Source organism: Flavobacterium sp. MMS24-S5 (assembly GCF_050320125.1).
GTDB classification, from domain to species: domain Bacteria; phylum Bacteroidota; class Bacteroidia; order Flavobacteriales; family Flavobacteriaceae; genus Flavobacterium; species Flavobacterium tyrosinilyticum.
The window spans coordinates 2,897,729-2,915,873 of sequence record NZ_CP190016.1 but is presented as its reverse complement, the minus strand read 5'-3'; the positions used below and the strand labels follow the sequence as shown (position 1 = coordinate 2,915,873).

Here is an 18,145-nt window from a genome sequence, read left to right as displayed (position 1 = left end):
AAAAATCATTTTCTCGAGACATTTTGTTATAGCAAACTTATCAGAGTTCCGTCCAATAAACTTGGACGGAAGTTAGAACCGCCAAAAATTTCTCTTGATTCATCATCTTTTATTGTTTTTAGCGAAAAAATTAATATCAATTCAAAAGGAGTTTCATAGTAAAAGGTCTCCCTCTTTTTACAATATTTTACTGGCGCATCGAGTTCTTTTATAAGATCTAGCTCGTTATAAAACTGGCTTCGGCTCAAACATAACCTTCTAGCAAATGTTAAAGGAGAGCCTGTTTTTTCTCCGCAAATTAACTTATGCATTTTTTTGATTCTTTCAATTTGTCTAATAAAATTCATATTCTCACTGTAAAAAATTAATAAAACAAAAAAGTCTTTAAGAAATTCAAAATAGTTTTGTTAACTATTTAAGAATAATCTTTTAAGCTTAAAAAATGAAATTAGAATTGAAATTTTAAAAACACCTCCCCAATAAGTTTTAAAAATATCAGAATAGGACATTGTAACATTTTCATGCAATGAAGTACTAATGCAATAAGTGAGATTTACTTTTTGTTTAATAAAAACTAATGTAATTATTAACAAACATTTAAAACCTTAAACACTATCTTGCACTCTTATATTAAAATAGAAAACGCTACTTTTGTGCGTTAAATACGAATTAAAAACAAAAAATGGATATAGTTATCAAACTCTCTCAATTTCTATTGAGTTTATCTTTACTTATTATTCTTCATGAATTAGGGCATTTTATCCCTGCTAAATTGTTTAAAACCAGAGTCGAAAAATTTTATTTGTTTTTTGATGTTAAATACTCACTATTCAAAAAGAAAATCGGAGAAACAGAATACGGTATCGGATGGCTTCCGCTTGGTGGTTATGTGAAAATTTCTGGAATGATTGACGAAAGTATGGACAAAGAGCAAATGGCGCTTCCGCCTGAGCCTTGGGAATTTCGTACTAAACCAGCTTGGCAGCGTTTAATTATTATGCTTGGCGGGGTTACGGTAAACTTTATCCTGGCTTTTATTATTTATATCGGAATGGCATTTGCTTACGGAGATACTTACATTGCAAACTCTGACTTAAAAGATGGTGTTGCGATTGAAAATCCTGCTATGCTTAAAGCTGGTTTTAAAACCGGTGATAAAATTATTTCTATTGATGGTAAAGCGGTAGAAAACTTTGACAGTGATATGAACATGAATGTAATCATGGCAAAACACGTTTTGATTGAAAGAAACGGACAACAGCAAACGATTACTATGCCAACTGATTTTGTTGATCAGCTTTCTAAAACAGAAAAAGGCTTATTAGTTGGCATTAGAATGCCATTTGTTGTGGGCAAAATTACTGAGGAATCTGAAAATACTGCTCTAAAACCAAAAGATTTAGTGGTAAGTCTGAACGGACAGAAAATTAAATATTTTGATGAAGCCAAAGTTATTTTAGAAAGCAATAAAGGAAAATCTATTCCTGCTGTTGTTTTGCGTGATTTAAAAGAAACTCCTATTACAGTAAAAGTATCTAATGCAGGGAAACTTGGAGTTGCTGTTGGTGGTTTAGGAATGGATTCTTTAGAAAAATTAGGCTACTATAAAGTAAGCAAAAAAGAATACGGTTTCTTCGAATCTATTCCGGTTGGTCTTCAAAAAGGAAAAGATCAATTGGTAGGTTACGGAAAACAATTGAAAATGATTTTTAATCCAGAAACTAAAGCTTACAAACAAGTGGGTGGTTTTGCTGCGATTTACAATATTTTCCCTAGTTCTTGGAGCTGGGAAGTTTTCTGGTCAATCACGGCTTTATTGTCAATTATGCTTGGAGTTATGAATTTATTGCCAATTCCGGCACTTGATGGTGGACACGTAATGTTTTTATTATATGAAATTGTAAGCGGCAAAAAACCGAGCGATAAATTCCTAGAGAATGCGCAAATGGTTGGTTTTGTTTTACTTATTTCACTACTACTATTTGCTAATGGTAACGACATTTACAAAGCAATTGTAGGCAAGTAAAAAAAAGTCAAAAAAAGAGTGAAAATGTTTTTGAGAAACTAAAAATAGTTTTATATTTGCACTCGCTAAAAAGAGCAACACTTTCCTCCTTAGCTCAGTTGGTTAGAGCATCTGACTGTTAATCAGAGGGCCCTTGGTTCGAGCCCAAGAGGGGGAGCAACTTTTTTTAGCAAACATATTAACCTTTTAAGGTGATTCCTCCTTAGCTCAGTTGGTTAGAGCATCTGACTGTTAATCAGAGGGCCCTTGGTTCGAGCCCAAGAGGGGGAGCTTAAAAAAAGACGATCAAATTTGATCGTCTTTTTTTTTATTCAAATTCCAAAGTTTAAAAATTCCAAATTCCAATAGTAGGGGTGTTTATTTAACCGCAAAGAGCGCGAAGGTTTACGCAAAGTTCGCAAAGATTTAACGCAGAGGACGTGAAGAGTTTTTTTTTATACGAGACTTAATAGGAATCTATAAAAGAGATCGCAAAGGTTGCCAATCTTTATCGATATGCGAGTGTGATCCTTCGTTCCTCAGGATGACAAACTGTAGGTAAAACAAAAAAATTCGCAAAGCATTATCTACAATAAAACTTTGCGAACTTAATCTTTAGATTTAGCTCAAAATAACCTTAGCGAACATTGCGTAAATCTTAGCGCACTCTGCGGTAAAAAAATTAGAAATTCCAATATATTGGATTGTTTATTTAACCGCAAAGAGCGCAAGGTTTTTACGCAAAGGCCGCAAAGATTTAACGCAGAGGACGCTAAGAGTTTTTTTTATGTGAGACTTAATAGGAATCTATAAAAGAGGATCGCAAAGGTTGCCAATCTCTGTCGATATGCGAGTGTAATCCTTCGTTCCTCAGGATGACAAACTGTGGGTAAAACAAAAAATTCGCAAAGCATTATCTACATAAAACTTTGCGAACTTAATCTTTAGATTTTGGCTAAACTCCATATTCAAATAGCTTTGTGCTCTTTGCGTAAACCTTAGCGCACTTTGCGTTAAAAAAATTAACCCAATCTTGTCATCCTGACGGAGGAAGGATCGCACTAGAAACTCTACAAAGCATTTCTCCAATCTTTATCGATATGCGAGTGTGATCCTTCGTTCCTCAGGATGACAAACTGTAGGTAAAACAAAAAATTCGCAAAGCCTTATACACACAAAGCTTTGCGAACTTAATCTTTAGATTTAGCTCAAAATAATCTTAGCGAACTTTGCGTAAACCTTAGCGCTCTCTGCGTTAAAAAAACTTCGCGCCCTTTGCATAAATCTTAGCGCTCTTTGCGTTAAAAAAAACCTACGAAAGGTAAAACCTATTTCATACTCAAAGTCTCACTCTTAAACCTTTTCATTAAAGTATTTGCTTTTTCATTTTCATTTATTGCTTTTAAGGACTGAGCATATCTGTAATAATAAATAACATCCAAATCTTTAGCTTCTTCAAATAACTGAGCGTAATAACCAGCCGCAGCACTTAGATTCCCTTCAAAATAAAAGCGGTCTGCTACTTTTTTAAGCATATCGATAGATTTATACCCTTTATCAATAACTTTTGTGTACGTGTCAACCATATTAACGGTTACATATTTTGAAGTTGTCGGTGCAGGAGCTGTAATTTCGACTTTAACGGGCTCTACAGAGACAGACGAACTTGCAACAAGCGTTTTGGTCTCTATTGCATTTGGAGCTACCTTGGGCTTTCTTTTTACGTAATTCGGAATTACTGTTCTAGTATTGTTTGGTCCAAGATCGTAAGTGTCGACCATGTCCAATTTGGAAACTTGGTAGGTAATAATTCTACCTCCAAAAAGTTTATTTATTCTCTCTTCTACATAATAAGATTGAATGACCAAATCATCATTAGAAAGACTATCTGTCAAAAGTGTCGTTTTTCCTGTTGCTGGAGAAGCGGAGGCATGGTTGGTGCGCTGAGCAAAACAGCCGAGAGAAAATACGAACGCAAGTGTACATAAAATTGCTTCATACTTTTTCATGATTTTTGAATAAAATTAGATGCCCCAATTAAAAAACTCAGTCTAAAGTTACTGATTTTCTTTTAGTTAGCTTTTATTCTGACCACGAATTACTTAGAAAACCGATAAAATACTTCTTTTTACCCATTTATCATTTGAACGCATGCTTTTTGTATTTCTTCGTCTGAAAATGGTTCCAGTGCTTTTGCCACCATTTTACTGGTTCTAATACAGCTTAGCATTTTAATTCGCAAAGAACGGCTGTCTCCCGATTCTGTTTCTAGAAGATGCTCAAAAATCTCGGTTAAGTATTCTGTATGGTTTTTATATTCTCCGTCGAAACAAAGATCTGATACCAATCTAGCTACCGATTCTATTATTTTGTTTTGATTGGCATTGCTTTCGTTTTCTGTTTTCATGGCGTTTATTTATGGTTTTGATTATGAATTATTATTGTACGAAAAATTGTATTTTTGTTTCGGCTAAATAAACGATAGAATACATTCTAACAAAACATCGGGTTTGGTAATTCACCAAAAAAGATAGTCTTTTACCAATATCCTAATTTTTAAGGATTTTTAATATCTTTGAAGTATGAGCACAGCAACAAAACCAAAACATATCGGGAGAAACATAAGCCGCATTAGAGAGCTTAGAGGAATGAAACAAGAAGCACTTGCCATTGCTATTGGCATGAGCCAACAGACGATTTCTAATATTGAAGGAAGCGAAACGATAGATGACGAAAAACTAAATGTCATTGCAGAAGCTTTGGGAGTTTCAGCTGAAGCAATTAAGAATTTTTCTGATGAAGCAGTTTTGAATGTTATTGGAAATACTTATACCAATAATGACATTGTGAATGCTGGGCTGAATTACAACTGCACTTTCAACCCGCTTGATAAAGTTGTAGAACTTTATGAACGTTTGGTTCAGGCTGAAAAGGATAAAGTGGAGTATTTGGAGAAGTTGATGAAGGGGAAGTAAAATTCTTTGAAAAATATATTATTAAAAGAGGCGCATTAAGCGTCTCTTTTTTTATTTAAGTAGTAATTACGGAAATCCGTATAAAAATTATTCTCCAGCATTTTATCTTTGGAACAAATACATCATGTTTTTTTGTAATCGATTATTTATATATTTACAAATATGAATATAATTCTAATTGATATATGACTAAAGTTAAATTTTCATCTCCTCAACCGACGGGCGCAATAATATCACAATTTTTCTTAGCATTAGAAACATGTTTTAATATGCGAGAAGGAGAAATTGTACTTGTTGAAAAAGATGGTGATGTTAGTTTAAACAATACTCAAAATGAAGGGCTTCAAATTGAATTAAAAGAATATGGAAATGAAGATGATTTAACTGATTCTCATCTTAACATCTGGAACACTTTTAAAAATTGGGTTGATCCAAAATTCAATCATTCAAAATATAAATATTTAATTTTAGCTACGACTCAAGATTACGGAGAAAAAACTTTATTCACAAATTGGAACACTTCTAATCAAAATGAAAAATTAAATATTTTAATAAAGATTTACGAAAAAGCGAAAGAAAGATTTGAAATTGCAAAAGAAAAGGATTCAGATGCAAAACCATCTGAATCGCTTAATTTAATGAATCAAGTTTTAAAAACATCTAATTTAGAAAGTATACTGTCAAAAATTATAATAGATTCTAATAGAACTAGAAGAAATGGAATTGCTGATGAATTGAAAGAAAAAAATCTAAAATTTTTCTCGGATGAAAATAAACAAACAGTAATTAATACTTTACTAGGATTTATTATGAGCGAGGAAGAATATAATAAAGGTTGGGAAGTTAGTTATGATAATTTTTCTAAACAATTACAAGATTTGTCAGCTCAATTAAACAATGAATCAAGAATATTTCCAGTAAATGACATTTTTAAAACAATTCCTGAGAATGAAAAAGAAAAAACTTCAAAATACTCTTTTGTAAAAAAAATTGAAGAAATTGAATATAATGAAGTAATTCCTAGCAGCTTAAATCAATATTGGTTTACTATCAATACAATTAATAAAGAATTTAGCACTAGAAAACAAAAAATGGAAACCTTAAAACAATTTCAAGAAGATTTAATAACAAGCCATAATTCCTTATACAGCAAATCATCTCGAAGCTGTACAGAATCAGATTTAATAAACAAATCAAAGGATTTTTATGACGAAATTATTGGAGCAAAATCACCCAATTATGATATGTTTAATAACATTCCTTTAATTTTTAAAAATGGAATGTATCATCTCTTAGCTGATGATTATGAAGAAATTGTATGGAAACTTAAACTTAGTAAAAAATGAGTAAAGTCATTGAAAACTTTGATATCCTTTATAATAATCCGTTTAATTTAACACCAATAATTGTTAAATTTTATGAGACGTACCAAGGAAAACAGCCCAAAGATATATTACTATCATACTTAATTTTACCACTTGTTCTCTATGAAGATAGTAATGCTGCTTTAAAAAATAGAAAAAAAGAATTACGAACTTTTATAAACTATTGTCAAAAAAAGGATTTGCAAAAAAAACATCTTGAAATAAAGAAAAATGAAAAATTATTTGGGCTTCCTGATAGAGTTCAAGAATACAAAGAGATTACTAACCTTTGTTTACAATATGCGTTTGATACAAATTGTCTTCAACTTAATGAAGACTTGTCAATATCCTTTTTGAAAAATAATTTAAAAAAAGAAAGTTCTTCAATACAATATATTAAAATAGCCGAAAATCTTGCTTGTTTATTTAAAAATGAAAAAATGACTCATATATACATGAGGTTAGGTATAAAAAAATTATGAAAGCATATATTAAATACATTGGAATCATAACTCATGATAATGAAATTCATCATATTGAATTTTCTGAAGGCGTAAACATAGTAACCGGAAGATCATCAACTGGAAAAAGTGCAATATTAGAGGTATTTGATTATTGTTTTGGAAGCTCTGAATTCATAATTCCAGAAGGTGTAATTACTGAATATGCAAAATTATATTTTGTTGTAATGAATCTTTCAGATTCTTATATAGTCTTAGCAAGAGATAACAACCCTAAAAAAGCTTATCTTACTAATGTATTTGATGAAAGTTTTATTGATAAAATTGATAATTTTAATTATTCTTTTTTTGAAAATATGGAACCCTATACATTACCCGATTTCAAAAAAGAATTGAACAGACATTTTAAAATTGATATTGTAGATACTGACGAGGATGCGGAAGATCGAAAATATAGACATAATAATGCAAAGAAAGAAGCCCCATCTTACCGTCATTTCACTTCTTTTATGCTTCAACATCAAAATCTAATCGCTAATAAGCATGCACTATTTTATAGATTTGATGAAAAGGAAAAGAAAGATCAAGTAATTGAGCAATTTAAAATATTTTTAAATTTTGTTGATGCAGAATACTTCCCATTGAAACAAACATTAGCAGATTTAAATAGAGAACTTAAACAAAAAGAATTTGAAAGAGAAAAGACTATTAAATACAATGTTGACAATGAAGAGAATTTAAAACTTCTTTTAGATGAGTATGAAATAATAACAAATAAAAAATTATTTCAACAAAATATTGGGACAATAATATCAAAGCCAGATGAGTATTTAAAGCTTTTGGAAAATGATACTTTTTTGAAAATTGAAAGTATTGATGATTCTGATTCTAATATTAAAAAAAGAACAGATTTACAAACAAAATATAATACCCATATTGCCAATATTAGAAAGTTACAAAATATTATTAGTGAAATTGATGTTTCGATAGTTTACGCAAAAGAATTTAATTCTCAAACATCCAATCTATCTCATATAAATAATGTCGAATTAGCAAATAATAATTGTAGATTTTGTGGGAATGAGAATGTCAAATTAATTGACAAACAAAATAAATTAGTTGAAGCTGTAAATTGGTTTAATACTGAAATTGGTAAATCCAAATATACCATAGATTCTTTCGAGGGAGATAAAAAATCATATCAAAGAAGTATTTCACTCATAAAAAAAGATGCCGCTAGAATAAAACAAGATATAAATAATCTTGATAAAGTAATCTCTTCTTTAGAAAAGAATAAAAGCATTGAATATCAAGCCCAAAAAGCTATTCTAAGAATTGAAGCATTTTTAGAAACTGTACAAAATAATAACCTTTTAAGGATACAAGATGAAATAGATAAAATTAAGCAAAAAAAAGATAAAATTGAAGAAAGGCTTAATACAGAATATAATGTTGATTACAAAATGTGGTCGGCTGCAAGGCAAATTAATCAACAAATGAATATTATAGGAAAAGAATTGGAATTTGAAGAAATTTATAAATCTGTTTTAAATTTAAAGTTTGACATACAAACATTTGAATTATATCAACAAACAAAGATTAAAGGTAAGGATGATAAAAAAATATACCTTAGATCTATGGGAAGTGGAGCCAATTGGTTATCAAGCCATGTCTCATTATTTACGAGTTTATTATATTATTTTTGTTCTCTTAAGGAAAAGTGCTTAATACCAACAATATTATTCTTAGACCAACCTAGCCAAGTTTATTTTCCTACTGAAATAGACAAAGATGAAAAATTTGACGCTAAAAAATTAAAAGATTTAGGCTCAAAATCTGATGCAGAATTAGATGATGATATAAATGCAGTCACAAATCTATTTGATCAATTAGTTAAATTTTGTGCTGACACTTTAAAAGAAACTGGTATAAATCCGCAAATAATTATAACAGATCATGCCGATAATTTAAAACTAGAAAATACAGATTTCGAAAGCTTAGTAAAAAAAAGATGGCGCAAAGCAAACGAAGGTTTTATAAAATTAAATAAAGAATCTGAGTAATCTTGATTTAAAAAAAGCGCCGCAATCCAAAGATTACGGCGCTTTTCTATTTAATTAAAACTCTACGGTTAATTAAACCCCTAATTTTTTAGCAATTTCAGCAGGAATTCCTCCTTTGTTTACTAGTAATGCAGTAGTTTTATATTTTACGAAGTTCTTAGTTACAAACAAGAAACCTTTGTAGTCGTTTGTTTCTCCCCAAGAATTTTTTACGATATAGTATTCTTTTCCAGTTTGATCTTTTGCAAGACCAATAATGTGCATTCCGTGGTCGTCTGTTGTAGTGTAGTTATCAAACGCTGCCTGACGCATTTCTGGAGTAATTTCTGGTTCTGCTTTTGGTCCGTTAAACATGTCTGCTTTTTCTTCAGCCGTCATATCGTCGAATTTTTTAGATGCTACATAAGCTACACCGTTTTTCCAGCTAAAACTTTTCTCGCTCACATCTGTTGCCCAAGCTACAGTGTATCCTTTTTTAAGTGCGTTGTCGATAACATCTGTCATATCGTTCACTTTTACGTTGTAAACTTGATCCAATGACCAGTTGTCTGGCACCATCATAGTTGTTTTTTGGTAATATGGAGCGTTTGTAAAAGATGACATTTCTACATACTCGTCTGGGTTAATACCTACTACTTCTTTAGCAAAAGTTTGTGGTGTATAGTTTTTTCCTTTGTATGTGAAGTTATCTGGCACTTTTCCTAAGTAAGAATCAATAACTGCTGCGTACGCTTTTTGCCAATTTGGAGTCAATTCTCCGTTCGGGTTTTTCACCACTGCTGCAAGAACACTTTCCATAAGAGCTCCCATTTCAGCAAATTTGTTTTTGTCTGTTCCGTAGTTTAATCCAGTATAAACTTCTCTTGGTACAGTTCCGTATTTTTTATACATATTAATTACATCGTGAAGAGCACCTCCGTCACCAAGCGTAATTGCTCCGTGCATACGAACATAGTTTACCCCTTTTTCTACATACACGTTTCTTGCAGAATAAATTTGAGAAAGCTCAACTGGCTGTTTTCCTAAACGAATCATTTCTGACTCTAAGAATGAGTTTGTTGAGTAACTCCAACAAGTTCCAGATGATCCTTGAGATTTTACCGATGTTGTACCTAGATTAATTACTTCTGTAAATTTGAAGTTCTCTTTACTTTTGTCGCTTGCATTTAGTTTAAGTGAATTTACTAAGATGTCTTGCGCAAAACAGCCTGCAGTTCCAGCCAAAAATACTGAAGCAGCAAACACTGATTTGAATGAAAATGTATTCATAATTTATGTTTAAGATTTAACAAAATTAGTCTCCAATGTTTCCAATTTGTTACAAAACAATTAAATATTATACAATTTGTGTAATGTTTAGTTGTTAATGTTTTCTTAACGGCATTAATTATTAAGGCATTTAATACAAAAAGGCTCCATAACGTATCATTGAGACTTTTTGTGGTTATTAATTTATAAATTAACTTCTTACAAGTTTTTTGCTTCAAAATCTATCGCATCCAGTTGCTTCCAAAAACAATATAGTAGGCCCACTCTTCTGGCCATCTGGCAACGTCTACTCCCATTCGGAGTTTAAACTTTCTGGCAATGAGATATCTAAAACCGGTTCCGTAACTGTAGATAACAGGTTTGGCAAAGGCCTGATCCCAATCGTTAAAGGCGCTGGCGAGACCTCCGTAACCCATTAAGCTCCATCGTCTGTAGAGATCCCATCTAAATTCTAACTCGCTCACAATACTGGTGTTTCCCATGTATCTCGCCGCTGGAATTCCGCGCATATTAATTCCTGGTTTTAAATAAAAAGGCGGACTCCCCAACGCCTGCTCCCCTTCAATCCTGAGTCCGCCAATTAGTGTTTTGGCCAGAGGATAATATCCTATTGCCGATAAGTTAATACGCCACGCCTGATAATCGCTTCCTAGCGCTTTATCTGACCAGAAAAAATCGGACTGAAGCCGTATTCCTTTATCTGGCGTAAATATATTGTCACGTCCGTCAAATTGGAGCGCGGCTCCAAGCTGACTTATGGTGCTTTTTATGTCTTTTGGGTCTACAAATGGCGGCTGAAGATTAAAGTCGGGCAGGTTTATTTTTGAGTTTAAAAACAAATACTGAGGCCCTACACTCCATTTGGCATTGTTAAACTGTTTGAGCCATTGTGTATAAAAAATAGTAGATTTAAAGTTGAGTTTAAATTCCTCATCTTTCTGATTGGGCAAGTTATTCGCATAAAAAGATAAATTCATGTCGCCATAAGCCGCAAAAGCTCGGTACAGAATTTTAGGTTTTACCAAGGTTGCCGAACGGAAAGCGCCCACCATCCAGCTTTTGTTGGCCGTATACATTCCGACTCCTCCTGTAATATCTGGATTTATAAATCGTTTTTTTCCGTCTGCTTCAATAACAGGAGCGCGTTTTTTTAGAAAAATTGGTGCAACTGCAACTCCAAATCCTCCAACAGCGGGTTCTGTAATTATGGTTGGCACGACTATAAATCCGTTGGCATAAATAAGAAAATCGCTTAAATCGAAAGCTCCGTCTAGCGAATCTTTCATAACGGTATGATGCTTTTGAGCATTTAAAAAATTCAACGATACAATCATGCAAAGCAAAAACAGAACGCTTTTTTTTGTTGTTTTTTTCTTTTCCATAGACTATTTATCGTTTTAGATTTAAATTTTCACTTCGTCAAAAAAAATCTCCAGCAATTATTTTTTCTTAAAACTGAATACGTGTGCCAGCGTAATAAAGAAAGTATTTCCTTGAAATCTATTTATTGCACTTACCTCTCCAATCCATCTAAAACCTGCCGAGGTCATACAGCCAAGATGCAAGTAATTCACCTCAGCGCCTAGTCCGCCAACTCGATCTTTGTCGGGTTCAACAACCAAAATGCTTCCTACTGGAATTTTATCGTCTGACACTTTATATTGCAGATAATAAATCAGACCCGCATTGAATATGCCTTTTGGTGCGGTTTTTTCGGCATTCATACAATAAAACGTTTTTCCTAAACCTCCTTCGATGCTTAAAATATCTCCTGTTTTTATATCGGTGTCTTTCTTTTTTCCGTTGATTTCATAAGATGCCAAAGCAGAAAAATGAAATGTCTTTTTATCATTAAAGAATAAAGTTGTCCCTGCCGAAAACTCATTCATAAACATTCCTAAACCGCTATTATCGCTAGCTCCAAGTTCATATTTTCCTGTTGGCATATACAATTGGTAACTGAATACAAAATCGGCTCTTTTATTGTGCCAGCCTAACTGAACGGGCTGTATGTACATATCTGTAAAAGCAAAACTGCTTTTAGAATCTACATAACTTCCTTGAATAGTATTAGACGCTCCAGCCAACAGAATTGTAGCACCGTAATTGGCTCCTAGAATTTTAAAATCGGTTACATAATTGGCTCCAGCACCTGTTATAAACATGGTAAGATCTGGATTGCCCATTTTATCTCCGTCAGCATTTCTTAAAGAAGATGCGCTATAAATATAGCCTGGAATGTAGACGCTCAATGTTTTATCTGGAGCCTGAGTTCCAGATTGGAGCCCCATTGCGCCCAAAATATGCCCACCTTTTAATTGAGCATTACTGTAAAAAGAAATCAATAAAAGCATTGCAGCATATATTGATCGGAATGTTTGTATTGAAAAATTTTTTTTTGCCTTCATGCTGAAATGTTTTAAAATAAATTAAGACTTTACAACCGCTGTCAACAACGCTATTTTGGAAGGGAATAATTTTATTTAAAATAATACGCTCCTTTATGATCCGGATTTATTCGTATGGTTTTAAAATATTCTGAAGGAGATTTTCCAGTATGTTTTATAAAAGCTCTAAAACAAGTTGTTCGGGATTTAAAACCAGAGCCCCAAGCCATACCTTCTAAGGATAAGTCTTTCCATTCGGGATCGTTTATTTTATCTTTAAAATATTCAATCCTTTTAAGATTAACATAATCCTGAAAATGAAGACCAAATTCGGAATTAATCAAATTCGATAAATGATGTACCGATATTCCTGTTTCTTCAGCCAAATCTCTTATTACGAAATCTTTCTTTAAGAATAGATTTTTGGTGTTTAAAACATGGTCAAGTTTTAAAAGATACTCTTCTTTCTTTTCTGATGTTAACTCGTTTGCGATTGGAATTATATTCTTGGTTTCTTTAGTTTTTACCACGACCGTATTATCTACAACAAAATCGAATGTTTCTTCTTCGTCATGGAAGATTTGAGGTTTGAAATAAAGCCAACCGACCGTAAAAAACAATACAGAAGAAATGAGAATGTAACACGAAAGATCTGTTGCCTCTACTTTTTGCAATAAAAAATGATGCACAAAAAGTGCCGAAAATAAAAACAAAATCATGAGATTATATACTCTAATCCAGTTAATTACTTTATTATGATGAAATTGGTTTCCTGTAAATTTTTTCAGATCATAGTTTAAAATCAACATGGTTTGAAAAAAGACATAGAAAAGCCAAATCGTCAGTGTTAAAACAGAAAATGGATTTTTAATTAATCCCGCAATATAATGGACCACTTTTAAATTAGTGTAACTTCCGACATAAACAACGAGCGTTAAAAAGAAATAAATAGCAAATGGCACAAAATGCAGCCAGTCGTATTTTCTGAAACTTTTATTTAATGATAAAATGTTTCTAACGTACAAAAATGAGCAAGGAGCGGTTAAAAATATAAACGCTTTTGTGATGGTAAATAGATCTGGAAAATTTTTAAATAAATTGGCCGACAAATAAAAATTGTAGATACTTACCAACGCAAGACTCAATAAGAACATTCCCAAAAAGAAACTCTTTGAATAGTTTTTTTTGGAAAATAAAACCATAATTGCAGTAGCCAGGCCAGCAATTGTGGCTATAAAAAAGAAAAGGGAAAGTAAAATATCGATCATTTTTTTAAGCTTAAATTAGTAACAATTATTTTTCTTAAAATCTTAAAAATAGAATACGATGGGGGGGACGTATGCAGAAGTATAAAGCATTGTACTTGCCAGACTTTGGCAAGTACAATATTGGGCTGTAGTTATTTTTTAACTGCTCCCGGAGGAAAACCAGTTAATATTTTTTTGATTGCATCGTTGATGAATTGTTCTGGATTGTCTGGTTTACTGTCAATTTCGGCATTTCCGATTCCTTGCCAAACCAGCTTGTCTGTTTTTGAAGATACGATATCTATAATTAATGATCCATCAACATAATCGTAAGAGTTAAATGTTGTGGTACCGCCACCCATCATAGCACCGCCACCCCAATATCCGTATGGACGATACATTCCGCCATAGCCATAAAAATTACTATCGGCCGTTACTTGAGTTTTATTTTTTAAGATAGAAACGGCATTCACTTTTAAATCAGGATTGCTGGATTCTGTAAATCCTTTTGCTAGCATTTCATTTCGGATTGCTTTTGCAACACGATCAACATTTAACTGATTTACCTGACCTTGCTGCGCTTTTAAGTCATAAACCGCAAAAGTTTTGTATTCGCTGAAGTTAGCAGAATGATCATAATCAGTTGTAACTTTTACAGTTGGAGAGCAACTGTAAAACAAACCCAAAAATAAGACTGGGAGTATACGAAGACTTGTTCTTTTAATATTCATGTTGTGGTATTTATTAAATTAATAATTAAATCAGTTTAACTCGAATGTATTAAAATCGTAAAAATCTTGAACGGAGGGCAAAAATGTATTAATAATTGTCAGTACATCACAAACACCTACTAAACAATTACTTAGATCACTCTCAAAGATAAATCATTTTATTTAATTAACAGTATTAAATAAATAAAATCTTACTTTCTATTTTCTAGACTTATTTTGTTCAAAATTTAAAGATTTTTTTTAAGCTTAATTTACCTTGTACAGCTACATCATTATCTATATGAAGCTTATTAAATTTCTGCAGCTATAGGCAGTTTGCCATGTTTTATTGCTTCCAGCATTTTGTTGTAATCCGATTCGTTTTGATCGGCGTATAAAACTGAGAACTCCGAAATGGCATTGGCAAATTCGTTTGTATCTCCAATATAACCTGAAATCAGCGAAGGATCTCCCGAACGTGCGTGAGCTCTTGCAAGTGCCCATCCGCAGGCTTTGGCGTACTCTGCCATATTTTTAGGTTTCATCACTTCTAGCACCGGTTTTACTTTAGCATCTCTAAGCTGGCGTATGTAGAAGAACTTGTTTTTGCTATCGTCTGTCCAGCCCAGAAACATATCGGACGCCGATTGCATTAGTTTTTGTCCCATCACAATTCGTTCGCCCTGATGGCTGTATTTTCCTTTTGTTTTTACATTTCCTTCCAATACGCTTTTTCGGGCTTCTTTAAACTGTAAAAAAATAGGCTCTCCAGATGCCGACATCAGCAAGCTAATGCCGCACAATGTTCCAACACTGCCAACCCCAACAACTTTTATAACAATATCATGAAGCTTATACCTGCTTAACAAAACCTGTTTTTCTTCTGAAAGGGATTCCAAATATCTATTGTGGATAATTTCGCCTTCTTTTGCCACTTGTTTTTCAAGTTCTCCGGTTGGATGAAATATCAAGGGTGGATCGTCTTTTATTCGTGCTCTGGCTCCATCAAAATAGGTCATTTTGGCAAACTCCTTTTCGTGAGCTGTATATTCTGATGCTTTTTTAATTCTCTTCTGGTCAAATTCTTTAAAGTCTTTGTCTCGGCCTAATTCAATCAATTCTGCCAGATCAATATCGGCATACCAAATTTGAAGCGCTGAGAGTTTACTATAATCCAACATGTGCCTTTTGTAGCTGTCGGCCACATTCCAAGCAAATTCTTTACAGTTTTTATGGGAAAATTTTCGCCATCTCCCTGCGATAACAAAACTGGCCGCGAGTCGTTTTACATCCCATTCCCAAGGTTCAGGAAAAGTTTCATCAAAATCATTAATATCAAAAACCAGTTTCCGTTCGGGAGTTGCAAATCCGCCAAAATTCATCAAATGGCAATCTCCGCAAAGCTGTAGATTTATTCCAGATATTGGAGTGTGAGCCAAGTCGGTAGCCATTATAGCAGCGGCACCTCTATAAAATGAAAAAGGAGATTCCATCATTCTTCTGTACCGAATAGGCAAAAGACTTTCAACCCTTCCCATACTGGTCTGAATTAAAATATCTACTGGATCTTTTCTGTTTTTAAAAGAATTCCATTCTCCATGCTTCGCTAAAGGGATTTTCTTTCTAATCGAAGCTCCTTTGTCATAACGTTCTGCCTTTGATGCTATCGGATTAAATGCGGTTTCGGCTGTATGTTTTGAATCTTCTTCCATAATTCCGATAAATAAAATTAAAAACCTTTAAACTTCTTTTATTATTGTGGAAATATAAAGGCTACGACTGCTCTTAATCCCCAGTCTGGTCTTATGCTTGAATGCCCAACAACCGGAATTAAAGGCATAACAGCAAACTGCATGGTCTGACCTCCTAATTTTGTAATGGCGCCAACGTTTGGGCTAACGGTAATAAGAGTTGTTTTTCCTTCCCAGTTTTGGGTTATTTCTGAAGTGATTCCTAAACTTGCACCGCTTTTATAACTATGTGTTAGAAATAATTGCGTGTAAAACTGATTAAAATCTGCTCTGTCGTCATTTCCTGCAACAGACCAAATTTGATTGGCTAGAAAACCTATAGAAAGTCCTTTTCCTTGATGCATGACCAAAACGCTGGGTCCAATTCCAAATTTTTCTGTTCCTAAAAGTTTCTCTGTAGCCGTTGGCACCAAAAAAGCACTGACCAACTCCCAAGATAATTCCCTTTGTTTTAGGAGCAAAAAATGCTGTGACTGTTGCATCGCTCAAACCAAACTCATGTGTGTTTTCTCCCGTAACATCCTGCTGATCTACAACTGGAAGAATATAACGCGTAATTAAATTTAAATTTTCACTCAACTTAAAAGGAACAACTGGCTGTATATTGATCTGATATTTTGATCCATTATAAGCACCAATCCCATAAGTGAGATTATTTTGCAGCGGAACACTAATTAAACTTGCCACAGGATTTGCCATTTTATCGGCGAGTTCCTGTGCACTATTTCCAGGCTTTGGCTCTTCTTGTGCAAAAGATCCTAGTGAAATTGCAAAAAACAGAGTACTGAAAAATAATTTAAGGTCGATAAAATGCTTGTTTTGTTTCATGAATTATATTTTTAAAAGTTCTATCTCTTTCAAAATCAAATTATTTATCAGCGAAAACCTGTTTCCAATCGTCTTTCACGCTTATTACATGATATTTATATTTTGCTGCCGTATTTAATGAAAGATTATCTTTTTCCTGATAATTGTATTCTCTAATGGAGTCATTATGGTTTACAATTAATTGAAAAGATGGATATTTACTTCCAGAAGAATATCTTAACATGGCAAGATCTCCTGCTCCGCCTTCATTTCCGCAGGCAAAAACAGGTCTTTGACCAATGTGTAGCTGTATGCCAACAGGTTTTCCTTCTTTATCATTAAAATGATCTAAAGCTGGCTCTCTTAAAACTGCATTTTTAGCATCATCAAATTTGTATTTGAAAGACGTTCCCACAACTTGATCTTTTGGAATTCCGTAGAAATCCTGAGATATTGCTCTAACCACTTCAACCGTTCCGCCAGTAACAATGAAAGTTTTGAAACCATTTGCACGCAAATAATTCAAAAGTTCCAATTGAGGCTGGTATCTAATTTGTTTTACTGGAACATTTTTACCAGGATATTGCGCTGTTTTAAAAAAATCATTCACTGATGCTTCAAATTCATCTTCTGTCATTCCAGTATGAGTTGCCGCAACCAATTCTATAAGTGCTTTATCGCCTCCTTTTTCAAAAAACGTTTTGTCTTTTTCTACAACGGCTTTAAATGGCTGCTTTTGCGCCAAAGCAGGATTGGCTTCAACCATTTTTTTTACTTTATAAAAAGCAAAAAGTTCTTGTACGTATGGTTTTTCTGCCCATAGAGTTCCGTCGTTATCAAAAGTGGCAATTCTGCTTTCTACTGGAATAAAATCCGGACTTCCTTCTTTGGTTACTTTTTCAACATAAGCGATAATGTCTTTTTTTAAAGCTCCGTCATTCCAGCTTGGCAACGGATCGCCGCTATTTGCGGTAGTTTCTGTTTGTTTATTTTCTGTTGGAGCAGTTAAGGTAGCGGACTTTTTACAGGACAAGAAAAACAACACCACCATAGGTAATAGGTATATACTTTTTTTCATGATGTTTTTATGTTAGCAAAAGAGATTC

At 33.2% G+C, this 18,145-nt stretch carries 17 protein-coding genes and 2 tRNA genes; 7 read left to right on the top strand and 12 right to left on the bottom strand.

The features are described from left to right. Positions 1 to 26: 26 nt before the first annotated feature. Positions 27 to 347 carry a hypothetical protein gene (locus tag ACPWTF_RS13510; protein WP_427871516.1) on the bottom strand — a complete coding sequence of 107 codons (321 nt, stop codon included), beginning with the start codon at positions 345 to 347 and terminating at the stop codon, positions 27 to 29. A 335-nt stretch (positions 348 to 682) separates the two neighbouring features. Here ACPWTF_RS13510 and rseP point away from each other — a divergent pair, with 335 nt between their 5' ends. The 3 genes from rseP to ACPWTF_RS13495 all read left to right on the top strand — a co-directional run bounded on the left by rseP (position 683) and on the right by ACPWTF_RS13495 (position 2,296). After that, on the top strand, positions 683 to 2,026 hold the full coding sequence (gene rseP / locus ACPWTF_RS13505) for an RIP metalloprotease RseP (protein WP_250834517.1): 1,344 nt from the start codon (positions 683 to 685) through the stop codon (positions 2,024 to 2,026). A gap of 83 nt (positions 2,027 to 2,109) precedes the next feature. Then, positions 2,110 to 2,183: transfer RNA gene (locus ACPWTF_RS13500), tRNA-Asn, on the top strand. A gap of 39 nt (positions 2,184 to 2,222) precedes the next feature. Beyond that, positions 2,223 to 2,296, top strand: a tRNA-Asn gene (locus tag ACPWTF_RS13495). 1,037 nt (positions 2,297 to 3,333) lie between these two features. On the opposite strand, the gene ACPWTF_RS13490 is transcribed toward ACPWTF_RS13495, so the two are convergent. After that, positions 3,334 to 4,014 (bottom strand): hypothetical protein, encoded by a 681-nt coding sequence (locus tag ACPWTF_RS13490; RefSeq protein WP_427871513.1) that lies wholly within the window; start codon positions 4,012 to 4,014, stop codon positions 3,334 to 3,336. Between the two features lie 119 nt (positions 4,015 to 4,133). Further along, complete coding sequence (locus ACPWTF_RS13485; protein ID WP_427871512.1) at positions 4,134 to 4,412, bottom strand: hypothetical protein; 279 nt, start codon at positions 4,410 to 4,412, stop codon at positions 4,134 to 4,136. Positions 4,413 to 4,587: 175 nt separating this feature from the next. Between ACPWTF_RS13485 and ACPWTF_RS13480 the strand changes: the two genes are divergently transcribed. The 4 genes from ACPWTF_RS13480 to ACPWTF_RS13465 all read left to right on the top strand — a co-directional run bounded on the left by ACPWTF_RS13480 (position 4,588) and on the right by ACPWTF_RS13465 (position 8,868). Beyond that, complete coding sequence (locus ACPWTF_RS13480) at positions 4,588 to 4,980, top strand: helix-turn-helix domain-containing protein (RefSeq protein WP_427871510.1); 393 nt, start codon at positions 4,588 to 4,590, stop codon at positions 4,978 to 4,980. 185 nt (positions 4,981 to 5,165) lie between these two features. Then, positions 5,166 to 6,326: a hypothetical protein gene (locus ACPWTF_RS13475; protein WP_427871509.1), complete on the top strand. Its 1,161-nt coding sequence runs from the start codon at positions 5,166 to 5,168 to the stop codon at positions 6,324 to 6,326. Next, positions 6,323 to 6,826, top strand: a complete 504-nt coding sequence (locus ACPWTF_RS13470) for a three component ABC system middle component (RefSeq protein WP_427871508.1) — start codon at positions 6,323 to 6,325, stop codon at positions 6,824 to 6,826. The genes ACPWTF_RS13475 and ACPWTF_RS13470 overlap by 4 nt, the downstream gene beginning before the upstream one ends. Beyond that, positions 6,823 to 8,868, top strand: coding sequence for a DUF3732 domain-containing protein (locus ACPWTF_RS13465; protein WP_427871506.1), 2,046 nt, complete (start codon positions 6,823 to 6,825; stop codon positions 8,866 to 8,868). Before ACPWTF_RS13470 ends, ACPWTF_RS13465 begins: the two co-directional genes overlap by 4 nt. Positions 8,869 to 8,940: 72 nt before the next feature. Here the strand turns inward: ACPWTF_RS13465 and ACPWTF_RS13460 are convergent, their stop codons facing one another. The 9 genes from ACPWTF_RS13460 to ACPWTF_RS13420 all read right to left on the bottom strand — a co-directional run bounded on the left by ACPWTF_RS13460 (position 8,941) and on the right by ACPWTF_RS13420 (position 18,117). Continuing rightward, a complete protein-coding gene (locus ACPWTF_RS13460; RefSeq protein ID WP_427871504.1) occupies positions 8,941 to 10,137 on the bottom strand; it encodes an aminopeptidase C in 1,197 nt (398 codons plus the stop codon). A 221-nt stretch (positions 10,138 to 10,358) separates the two neighbouring features. Then, the gene (locus ACPWTF_RS13455) at positions 10,359 to 11,519 is read right to left on the bottom strand and encodes a BamA/TamA family outer membrane protein (protein WP_427871502.1); all 1,161 of its coding nucleotides are present in this window, start codon (positions 11,517 to 11,519) and stop codon (positions 10,359 to 10,361) included. A gap of 57 nt (positions 11,520 to 11,576) precedes the next feature. Continuing rightward, a complete protein-coding gene (locus ACPWTF_RS13450; RefSeq protein WP_427871500.1) occupies positions 11,577 to 12,545 on the bottom strand; it encodes a SphA family protein in 969 nt (322 codons plus the stop codon). A 71-nt stretch (positions 12,546 to 12,616) separates the two neighbouring features. Then, on the bottom strand, positions 12,617 to 13,792 hold the full coding sequence (locus ACPWTF_RS13445; protein ID WP_427871499.1) for a helix-turn-helix domain-containing protein: 1,176 nt from the start codon (positions 13,790 to 13,792) through the stop codon (positions 12,617 to 12,619). Positions 13,793 to 13,923: 131 nt separating this feature from the next. After that, positions 13,924 to 14,502 carry a DUF4136 domain-containing protein gene (locus ACPWTF_RS13440; protein WP_095930698.1) on the bottom strand — a complete coding sequence of 193 codons (579 nt, stop codon included), beginning with the start codon at positions 14,500 to 14,502 and terminating at the stop codon, positions 13,924 to 13,926. Between the two features lie 290 nt (positions 14,503 to 14,792). After that, positions 14,793 to 16,193, bottom strand: a complete 1,401-nt coding sequence (locus tag ACPWTF_RS13435; RefSeq protein WP_427871498.1) for a DUF2252 domain-containing protein — start codon at positions 16,191 to 16,193, stop codon at positions 14,793 to 14,795. 41 nt (positions 16,194 to 16,234) lie between these two features. Further along, positions 16,235 to 16,576 (bottom strand): hypothetical protein, encoded by a 342-nt coding sequence (locus tag ACPWTF_RS13430; RefSeq protein WP_427871497.1) that lies wholly within the window; start codon positions 16,574 to 16,576, stop codon positions 16,235 to 16,237. After that, complete coding sequence (locus ACPWTF_RS13425; RefSeq protein ID WP_427871496.1) at positions 16,509 to 17,060, bottom strand: hypothetical protein; 552 nt, start codon at positions 17,058 to 17,060, stop codon at positions 16,509 to 16,511. Before ACPWTF_RS13425 ends, ACPWTF_RS13430 begins: the two co-directional genes overlap by 68 nt. Before the next feature lie 40 nt (positions 17,061 to 17,100). After that, on the bottom strand, positions 17,101 to 18,117 hold the full coding sequence (locus tag ACPWTF_RS13420; protein WP_427871495.1) for an HAD family hydrolase: 1,017 nt from the start codon (positions 18,115 to 18,117) through the stop codon (positions 17,101 to 17,103). Positions 18,118 to 18,145 lie beyond the last annotated feature (28 nt).